This is a genomic window from Spirulina subsalsa CS-330 (genome assembly GCF_028330765.1).
Lineage (GTDB): Bacteria > Cyanobacteriota > Cyanobacteriia > Cyanobacteriales > Spirulinaceae > Spirulina > Spirulina subsalsa_A.
In genome coordinates this window covers 1-7,701 of the sequence record NZ_JAQMTY010000057.1, presented here as the reverse complement: position 1 = coordinate 7,701, position 7,701 = coordinate 1, and the positions used below count along the sequence as shown (strand labels likewise).

General features: G+C 57.5%; 7 protein-coding genes. 6 read left to right on the top strand and 1 reads right to left on the bottom strand.

Features of this window, described 5'->3' with window-relative positions; genetic code table 11:
* Nucleotides 1-170: 170 nt before the first annotated feature.
* Nucleotides 171-503: a 30S ribosomal protein S6 gene (rpsF, locus tag PN477_RS03900; RefSeq protein WP_272147003.1), complete on the bottom strand. Its 333-nt coding sequence runs from the start codon at nucleotides 501-503 to the stop codon at nucleotides 171-173.
* A gap of 172 nt (nucleotides 504-675) precedes the next feature.
* Here rpsF and PN477_RS03895 point away from each other — a divergent pair, with 172 nt between their 5' ends.
* From PN477_RS03895 to PN477_RS03870, 6 genes are all read left to right on the top strand, one after another.
* Nucleotides 676-1,452, top strand: a complete 777-nt coding sequence (locus PN477_RS03895; RefSeq protein WP_272119179.1) for a fumarylacetoacetate hydrolase family protein — start codon at nucleotides 676-678, stop codon at nucleotides 1,450-1,452.
* A gap of 267 nt (nucleotides 1,453-1,719) precedes the next feature.
* Complete coding sequence (locus PN477_RS03890) at nucleotides 1,720-2,709, top strand: NAD(P)/FAD-dependent oxidoreductase (RefSeq protein ID WP_272119177.1); 990 nt, start codon at nucleotides 1,720-1,722, stop codon at nucleotides 2,707-2,709.
* Between the two features lie 201 nt (nucleotides 2,710-2,910).
* A complete protein-coding gene (locus PN477_RS03885; RefSeq protein ID WP_272119175.1) occupies nucleotides 2,911-3,732 on the top strand; it encodes a hypothetical protein in 822 nt (273 codons plus the stop codon).
* A 90-nt stretch (nucleotides 3,733-3,822) separates the two neighbouring features.
* Nucleotides 3,823-6,312 (top strand): HD family phosphohydrolase, encoded by a 2,490-nt coding sequence (locus PN477_RS03880; protein WP_272119173.1) that lies wholly within the window; start codon nucleotides 3,823-3,825, stop codon nucleotides 6,310-6,312.
* Between the two features lie 168 nt (nucleotides 6,313-6,480).
* Complete coding sequence (locus PN477_RS03875) at nucleotides 6,481-6,864, top strand: DUF3119 family protein (protein ID WP_272119171.1); 384 nt, start codon at nucleotides 6,481-6,483, stop codon at nucleotides 6,862-6,864.
* Between the two features lie 105 nt (nucleotides 6,865-6,969).
* Nucleotides 6,970-7,701, top strand: a 732-nt coding sequence (locus PN477_RS03870) for a DUF3086 domain-containing protein (RefSeq protein ID WP_272147001.1), incomplete at its 3' end; no start/stop codon positions are given.

The window sequence follows — 7,701 nt, the reverse complement described above, 5'->3', positions numbered from 1 at the left end:
TCCCGGTCTACCGATTTTGCTGCGCCGCCAGTACAACTGGACTTCGCTCGTGTAGGCTGTCTGATCCATCGTCTCGGGTGGGTCGTTGACCAAGGATTATACTAACATCAAGCCGTCCTAGAAGGACGGGGTTTCTACCCGAATTTTCGATGAACCCCTGATGTGGGGGATTAGGCTTCGGCGGCTACGGGTTCGGCTTCTTCTGCCACAGCGGGGATTTCTTGTTTCAGGGACAAGAAGCGCAGCACATCTTCACTGAGGCGCATCATCCGTTCAACGGCAGCCACTTGCTTACCGTCACCACTGTAATGGACGAGCACATAGATGCCATCGTTGAATTTTTGGATTGGATAGGCAAGGCGACGACGGCCCCACACATCATTGGTGATTTCCGTTGCACCGTATTCGGTGAGTAAATCTTGATACTTGGTCACGGCTGCGCTGATTTGATCTTCTGAGAGATCAGGGCGCAGAATGTACATCATTTCGTAATTGCGGCTCATTATTAATTGGCTCCTTGTGGTCACTCGGCTTCTGATTGGGTCTAGACTCGTTCCGCGAGAAAGTTCTAGCAATCGAGAAGCAAGGCTTTAGAATCTTACTACGGTTTGTGTCTGTTTCACCAAAGCCATAGCCTTACTATTTTAAACTACGCGCTTCTGCTATCCGTGACTTATGGCCTATCGCTATGTCCGTGTTGTTGATGTTCAAGGGCAAATCTATTATGGATTGCTCCATCCCGATCGCACTCTTCAGGTTCTTGATGCGCCGCCCTGGTTAACGGGGCAGCCGACGGATTTAACCTTGACAGCGGAACAATATACGCTGCTGGCTCCCTGCTCACCTTCAAAAATTATTGCCATTGGCAAAAACTATGCTGCCCACGCGGCGGAAATGGGTACGCCGGTTCCCAAAGAGCCGTTGTTATTTATGAAGCCACCGACGACGGTGATTGCGACTCGTCAGCCGATTGTCTATCCGTCGCAATCGGAGCAGGTGGAGTATGAGGGGGAGTTGGCATTGGTGATTGGCGATCGCACCCACCACTGTAGCCCTGAGCAGGCCGCCAAAAAAATTTGGGGCTACACGATCGCCAATGATGTGACGGCGCGAGATCTCCAGCGGCGGGATGGTCAATGGACGCGGGCGAAGGGGTTTAACACCTTTTGCCCCCTGGGGCCGTGGATTGTCCGAGAACTGAGCACCGAAGCGAAACTGCAAACCTTTGTGAATGACGAATCGGAACCGCGCCAAAGTGCGATCGTGGATCAGATGGTGGTGTCTCCGGCTCAACTGGTGTCCTATATTTCCCAGGTGATGACCCTGTTGCCGGGGGATGTGGTCTTGACGGGAACACCGGAGGGCGTGGGGCCGGTGATGGTGGGCGATCGCATTCGCATCGAAATCGAAGGCATCGGCAACCTGGAAAATCCCGTCGCGATCGCACCATAGCCCCTCCACCCAGGCATTTTGCAACGGGTCTGCTGGCAGGGCAGACCCCGAACCGCCGGGATGAGAAGCCGATCACGAACAGCTTCAATGGATAGCAATCAACAAGGGCATTAGGACAGGCAAGGGGCTTAAGCCCCTTGTTCTAAGAGTCTCTGAATGTCCTAACCGCTCTGGCTAGTGCTATAGATTGTGGCTCATACTGCCAACAGGCTCGACCGTGAGGTCGCAGCGAGGCATTGCAGACATTGGTACAGTTGAGGTGTGGTCATGACAGAGCAGAGCTTAGATGGGTTTGATGTGGCCGTGGTTGGAGCCGGATTAGCCGGATTATCCTGCGCGAAACGGCTTCAGGATCAGGGCAAACGGGTGATCGTGTTAGACAAATCGCGGGGGGTGGGGGGACGAGTGGCAACGCGCCGCCTCTACGAGACTCGGATTGATCATGGGCTGGTGTCTTTTACAATCCAGGGGCCCCACACCGCAAAGCTGTTGCAGGATGAGGCTATTCAGGCAACCTTGCAACCCTGGGCAGAGGGTTGGGTGTCTCCTTTGGGCAATACCGCCGTCATCAAACAGTTGGCGATGGCGTTGGACGTTCAAACCCATTTCTGTGTGACAGAACTCCATCAAGACCGTGAGGGTTGGGATCTTCGGGGCGCAGCCTCTGATACAGCAGTTGTGCGGGCCCGAAGTTTGGTGATGGCGATTCCTGCACCGCAAGCGATCGCCCTGCTGGCCACCCTCATCCCCAGTGAGTCGCAACAGAACCTATGCCAACGCCTCGACCGGGTGAGCTTTGAGCCTTGCATTACGGTGATGGTGGGGTATCCGTTGCCGTTGAGCGAGCAACTGCCCCGCCGGGGTTTAGTGGCGGCGGGCAATGCACCGTTGCGGACGGTGATTGAAGATAGCAGCAAGCGCCAGAACCCGGCACAGTTGACCCTGTGTTTACACAGCACGCCGGAGTTTGCCCACCAATATGTAGACCGTCACGATTGGGACGCGGCAATTCCGACCCTGATCCAGCATTGGATCGCCCAAGCCGGCCCGGAGTTCCGGATGCCCCTCTGGAGCCAAGGGCATCGCTGGCGCTATGGGTTTACGGCTCAAGCCCTGGGGGTGGCCTGTGTGGGGCAACGATTGCCGTTGCCGTTGGTCTGTTGTGGGGATTGGTGTTTGGGGGCGCAGAGTGAAGCGGCGATCGCTTCTGGCGTGGCGGCGAGTGAGTGGATTTTGGCGACCCTAGATGCAGGGTGAGGGGCGCGATCGCCTCAAGCTGGAGTCCTGCGCCCCCCAGCCCGCTACTCAGTCCCGGTTGGTGATTCTAATTTTTGTCGCGTTAAGATGGTCACCAGGAAGATCCGTAATCTTTCGTCGTCCAACGGTCTATCGCTTGTCAGATGCTTTGATCCTTGAGCCGTTGGCTGTTGTTCAGGTGGGCTTGGCCAAGTCGATGTAATGGCATATTCCCTTTTGAGTCGGTTTCAGGGTGGTTTACTCGGGAGTGTGATCCGAGCGATCGCAGATTCCAGTCATGGTGATTTTGGGCGGTGGGACCGGGTAAAACAGTCAATCTTGCTGTATTTAATCCAGACACCAGAAGCCTCGCTACAGTCCGATGGTGCGCTGGCTGCGTTGTTGCCGCCGGAGATTCCCCCTGGGCTGCGATCGCCCGCCGTCGCCGGGTTGGCTTGGGCGATGATGCCGTTGCTCTGTCGATTCCATGGGGCCCATGCCTTTGTGCCGGCTGCGATCAGCCAATGGGTGGGGGACGATGCGATCGCCCTCGATTGGCTGTGGGTGTGGGCGATCGCCGTACACCAAGGCCTGCAAGGACAATGGCCCAGCCGTCAATGGCAAACCTCCCTCGCCCAAGACTATACCATCCTCACCCCCCTGATCACCGGCATGACCCAGGGTTGGAGCCGCCCACAACTAGCCGCCCACCTCGCCACCAGCCCCAGCCCAGCCCTCCCCATGGCCCTCTACTGTGCCTGGTCTACCCCGGAAGATGTGAGCCTCAGCCTCAGCCGTGCCCAACATCACGGCCCCCTCACCGCCGCGTTAACCGCAACCTTGATGGGGCTGTACCACGGGCAAGCGATCGCCCCCCAGGCAAAGGAGCATCCCCTGTGGTCTATAATTCAACAACTCTTTGCTCAGTGGGCAGGGTTAGACCCCCAGGGGCAATGGCATGAGCGATGGGAGTGGGGAGCGATCGCGCCGGCCGGTCGCTTACACAATCAACACCGTCGCCCCTTTCCGTCGGATGGAGCGTAAGACCGTTTAATCCTGAAAACGTTCGGGCCCCAGACCTCTTCCCAGCCATCGCCACTGAACTATCATCCTACTGAGGTTTTAGTAGTCCCCATGAACCCACTACACAGTCTCCAACAACGTCTCACCCACTGGTTACACCCGCCCCACCCCGCCCGGCGACTGGAATCAAAACCCACCATTCCCCACTCGATCATGGTGCTTTTCATTGGCATTTCCCTCACCAGTGTGCTGGGGTATCGCTTCTACAACCAGCCGCAACTCAAAGAAGGAACCCGCGCCCCCAAAAGTGTTTGGGCTAGCCGTGATGCCGAAGTGGTGGATCAAGAACTGACCGATGAACAGCGCAAAGCCGCCCAAGCCGGGTTAGTCCAAGTGCTACAGATTGATCCTGCTGTCAACCAAGAGATTCAGACCGCCCTCGAAAAGTTCCTGAATGAGGTGGAAGCCCTGCGGGCAACGGCGGGCGCGTTTCCCTTTGTGGAAGAGGATGTTCTCTCCTTGCCCACCCAACGGTTTTTGCGGGCGAGTAGTGCGGTGGATTGGCAGATGGTGCTGTCCTCCGTCACCCAGTCCACCGAGACCGAAGCAGAAGCCCTAGCTGAACCGGTTTCCAGCCCCAGCCCGGCCTTACCGCGCCTGCGTCAAGTGCTTTCCTTGAGTGCGGGTGAGTCAATGCCTCAACCCCAAGCGGCCCTAGCGCCGAGCAATGCCTCGCGGAGTTTAGCGATGCAGCAAGCGATCGCCGAACTCGACCTCTACCGCCAACAGGAGGGCGAGCAATCGATCGAAACCCTGCTGAAAACCATTACAGTGGTGCGCGATAGCTATCGCCAAGCCCAAAATCGCCTCCAAAGCAATGAAGTCGATTCTGTGCAATACGACTATCAGGTGGCTCTCCTTGATATGCGCGATCAAGCCTGGGTGGATACCCAAGACGGACTCCGCATCATTGTTGAGCGGATGCTAGCCCAAGGCTTTCCCCCCGGCCTGCCGGCGGAATTGAAACAAAACGCCATTATGGTGCAGTCCCAAACGATGCTGCCCGATGGCACGTTACCCCTGGCCACGGCGCTGCTGGCAGAGATGATTAAACCCAACTTGACCACGGATAAAGGGGAAACCAAACGCCTCGCTGAACAAGCCGCCGAAGCGGTGGAGCCGGTGGTGTATATGGTGGCGCAGGGGGAATTGATTGTGCGGGCGGGTCAGGAGATTACGCGGCGTGAGTTTGTCTTGCTTGATGAATTTAACGAGAGTCGGCGCGGCGTTGATTGGCAGGGCTTGGCGCAAACCGGCGGCCTCGTGGTGGGTAGTATGGGGATTTTCTGGCTGGCGAAGCGGCGGTTTGGGGTGCGGCTCCGTTGTCGCGATCGCATTCTCCTCTGTTTGCTCAGCCTCAGTACGCCCTTAATGATGCATTTGCAGCAGAACAATCTCGCGGCCGTGGGGCTGTTGGGCAGTAGCTTCTTTAGTCCGGCCCTGGCGGTCACCCACATTACCCTGATGACGGGGTTATCCATTTTCAGCGCCACCCCTTGGACGACGGCGACGTTGATGTCCTGGGAATCGATATTAGCCGGGGCAGCGGGGGGGATTGTGGCGGCGTTGGTGGCGGGTCGGTTGCGATCGCGGGAAGAACTGGCCCTCCTCGGCGGTGCTGTCGGCCTGACCCAAGGCACGGTTTATTTTGTGGTCACCTTGATGTGGAGTTCCACCGCTGGGGTGATTTGGTCGGTGATCTTGCCGGCGGCGGCCATTTTTGGCCTCTCAGGGTTGGCCTGGTGTATCGTTGCCCTCGGTCTGTCGCCCTATCTCGAACGTCTCTTTGACCTCGTTACCCCGATTCGTTTAGCGGAACTCTCGAACCCCAATCGCCCCCTCTTGAAACGTCTGTCCACCGAGGCCCCTGGCACATTCCAGCACACGCTGTTTGTGGCGACCCTTGCCGAAGCGGCGGCCCGTGAACTGCATTGCAATGTGGAATTGGTGCGGGCGGGGACGCTCTACCATGACATCGGGAAAATGCACGATCCCCTCGGTTTTATTGAAAACCAGATGGGTGGCCCCAATAAGCATGATGAAATTAATGATCCCTGGTGTAGTGCCACGATTATTAAAAAACACGTCAGCGAAGGGTTAGCGATCGCCCGTCGCTACAATCTCCCCGAAGCCCTGCAAGACTTCATTCCGGAACACCAAGGCACGATTTTGATCTCGTATTTCTACTTTCAAGCCAAGCAACGGGCCCAAAGTGAAGGCATCGATGTGGAAGAAGCCCAATTCCGCTATGCGGGGCCGATTCCCCAATCGCGGGAAACGGGGATCGTGATGCTGGCCGATGCCTGCGAGGCGGCGCTGCGATCGCTCAAAGATGCCACCCCAGAAACCGCCCTTAGTATGGTGAAGAAAATTTTCCGGGCCCGCTGGCAAGATCATCAACTGGATGAATCGGGGCTGCGCTGGGAAGAACTACCGACGATCGCCGAAGTGTTCGTGCGTGTTTGGCAACAGTACAACCACCAACGCATCGCCTACCCGAAAGCCGCCCTCGACCCCCGACCCTCCCAATCCTCCGCCTAGGCTATCACGGGGGGACGATCGCGATTGTCCCCCGTGGAGAGCGAAGCGCGTTGCGGTGTGCTGCGAGGAGGGGCGATCGCGGCAAACCGCAGGTGAGGCGATCTCGAACCGCTACAATAATCACAACTTCATGCAAACGCGATCGTTCAACAAATCTCCTGAGCCTCAATGACCCCAACACCTACCACCACCACCCCCGATCTTGAACTCGCCCCTAGCTATGGGCTGCCGATCGCGATTTTCCTCGGTGCGATCCCCCTCTACTTGCTTTCCCCTTGGGCGGGGGGAATTGTGGGGGTGTTTAGCCTGTTCTTGATCATCCAAGCCGCCACGATTCGCCTCCGGTTTACTGCGATCGCCTTGGATGTGTATCGTTCGGGGACGTTGATTCGGAATTTTCCCTATGCCGATTGGCAAAATTGGCGGGTTTTTTGGCCAGGATTGCCCATTTTGTTTTACTTTCGGGAAGTGAACAGTATTCACTTTTTGCCGATGCTCTTTAATTCGGAGCAACTCTTACGCTGTTTAGAGCCATTACCGAGAGTGGATTGAGCGACATTGGCACGGGACTGAACCGGCGATCGCCTCAGCCGTGCTCTCAACCGATGTTTTAACGTGCTGTGCTGCAACGGCTGCCCCTTTTGTTTGAACCCAACCATGACTGCTGACGAAACGCCCATTTCTGACCCGAATTTGCCCGCAAACTCCGAGGATTCCCGTGATTTGCAACCCCTGCCAGAATTGACCCCTGGGGGCGCGAAACCCCTGCCCAATTTGAGCGATCGCCCCACCGCGACGGCAGCATCTGACCCGTCGAACCGGGGCGACTCCGCCCCCCCGGAAGACCCTGAAACGCCATCGGTGGCCCTCGAAGCGATGTATGAGGACAGCGACGATCCCCCAGCGGATCACCCCGAAGCGATCGCCGCCGCCGAAGCCCGTGTCACCGAACTCACCGCCCAAGCCGACAGTCTCCGGGGCCAGATCGCCGCCTTGACCCAGGAGGTGAGCGATCTCGAAGCCCGCCGCGATGCCCGTTTAGCTGATGTAGACAAGAGCGTGCCGGAATTGTTGATGGCGTTGGTGCAGGACACCTTGGGCCATTTAGCCACCCAAAAGGAGCAGTTAACCGCTGAGGTGGCGAAGTTGGAGCAGCGGCGCGATCGCATCAACATCGAAATGCGCAAAACCTTCACCGGCACATCCGAAGAAATCGCCATCCGCCTCCAAGGGTTTAAAAATTACCTGATGGGCAGTCTCCAAGACCTGGCCGCCGCCACGGAGCAGATTGATCTACCCGAACCGAAGGTAATGCGCGTCCCCACTCCCCCCGCCGAAACCCGCCCCGCCGACACCGAAGCCCCCACCCCCCAATTCACCAAACAACGC

Excerpts from the sequence above, each read along its gene's own strand:
- rpsF (WP_272147003.1), bottom strand. The coding sequence starts at position 503 with ATGAGCCGCAATTACGAAATGATGTACATTCTGCGCCCTGATCTCTCA.
- PN477_RS03895 (WP_272119179.1), top strand. The coding sequence starts at position 676 with ATGGCCTATCGCTATGTCCGTGTTGTTGATGTTCAAGGGCAAATCTAT.
- PN477_RS03890 (WP_272119177.1), top strand. The coding sequence starts at position 1,720 with ATGACAGAGCAGAGCTTAGATGGGTTTGATGTGGCCGTGGTTGGAGCC.
- PN477_RS03875 (WP_272119171.1), top strand. The coding sequence starts at position 6,481 with ATGACCCCAACACCTACCACCACCACCCCCGATCTTGAACTCGCCCCT.
- PN477_RS03880 (WP_272119173.1), top strand. The coding sequence starts at position 3,823 with ATGAACCCACTACACAGTCTCCAACAACGTCTCACCCACTGGTTACAC.
- PN477_RS03885 (WP_272119175.1), top strand. The coding sequence starts at position 2,911 with ATGGCATATTCCCTTTTGAGTCGGTTTCAGGGTGGTTTACTCGGGAGT.